Here is a 1652-nt window from a genome sequence, read left to right as displayed (position 1 = left end):
TGCCAGCAATGTTCGCAGCCAAGCCGTTCGGGCCGTTGCCGCCAGCCGTTCCGTTGGGAGCGCTCGCGTCGGCAGACTGTCCACCGGTGCCATTGCTTCCGGCTGCACCGTTGGGTGCAACACCGGTTGCATTGCCAGCGGTGTTCGCAGCCAAGCCATTCGGGCCAGTCCCAGTGCCGCCAGCCGCTCCGTTAGGAGTGACGGCGGTTGGGTTCGCGGCATTGCCAGACAATCCGCCGGTACCATTGCCGCCCAGAACATTGGCGAACGCATCGGCGGACGCATTGCCGGATCCGATACTACCGTTGGGAGTGTTCCCAGCCTGGATCTCGCTGAGATAGGCAAGCAGCCCACTCAGACCGGCATCCGGTGAACCAGCCGTCCCGGCAGGGACGCCGGCCGTCGAGTTGGCTGACAAGCCACCCGGGCCCGTACCACTACCACCAGCCGCCTCACCAGGAACGCCGTTGGTCGGATTCGCAGAGTTAGCGGACAATCCGTCGACGCCATTGCCGCCCAGCTCATTGCCGGCCACATCGACCGGCGTATTACCCCTTCCGGCGCCACCGACAGCGCCGTTGGGAGCGGTCGCGTTACCAGCCGTGTTGACGGAAGAGCCATCCGAACCCGCACCGTTCCCACCAGCCGTCCCGCCAAGCGCATCGGTCGGTTCAGCTGTATCGGCGTTGGCAGACGGCCCACCAGTATCGTTGCCACTCGCGGTTCCGTTGGAGGCGGTGTCCGCTACATCAGCAGGCGCACCGCCTGATCCGAGGCCACCGACAGCACCATTGGAAGCAACACCAGTCCCCGCAAGGTTGGCAGGCAGGCCGCCGTTCCCAGACACTGCACTCGCCAAGACGATCAAACCATCGAGTGGGCCGTTGCAGTTACCGTCGGCAGACACACTGCAGTCAATGCCGATCACATCGTTTATTGCGACTATGCCGCCGCCAGTGTTACCGCCGCCAGAGACGCCGCCGCCTGGGTTACCAGGACCAGGGTTACCAGGACCAGGGTTGCCAGGGCCAGGATTGCCGGGGCCAGGATTGCCGGGGCCAGGGTTGCCAGGGCCAGGGTTGCCGGGACCAGGATTGCCGGGTCCAGGGTTGCCGGGACCAGGATTGCCGGGCCCAGGGTTGCCGGGACCAGGATTGCCGGGGCCAGGGTTGCCGCCGATCGCGTCGACCAAGCCACCAACCACACCATTTACGACGCCGCTCAGATCACCAACCAATCCGCCGAGAGAACCACCGACACTGCCAATCGAACCGGTCAAACCTCCGACCACGCCGCCGATGCCACCGGTGTCGTCACCGAGGCCGCCGGCGATGTCGCCGATCGCACCGACTGCGCCGCCAACGGCGCCGCCAATACCACCCGTGCCACCGATACCGCCGGCGATGTCGCCAACCGCACCGACAACGCCACCGACGGCGCCACCAACCGTTCCGCCGAGACCACCCGTGCCGCCAAGGCCGCCAGCAATATCACCGACCGCGCCGACCACGCCGCCGATTGTTCCGCCAATGCCACCGGTGCCACCAAGGCCACCGGCGATGTCACCGATGGCGCCAACCGCGCCGCCAACGGCACCGCCAATGCCGCCGGTGCCACCGATGCCGCCAGCGATGTCGCCGATTGCGCCAACC

At 66.7% G+C, this 1652-nt stretch carries 1 pseudogene; it reads right to left on the bottom strand.

The window, feature by feature from the left end:
* Positions 1–1652: pseudogene (locus L4923_RS30740) on the bottom strand (hypothetical protein); the annotation flags it as partial.

This window comes from Terribium retamae (assembly GCF_022347545.1).
Taxonomy (GTDB): domain Bacteria; phylum Pseudomonadota; class Alphaproteobacteria; order Rhizobiales; family Rhizobiaceae; genus Mesorhizobium; species Mesorhizobium retamae.
This window is presented reverse-complemented; position numbering and strand designations above follow the sequence as displayed.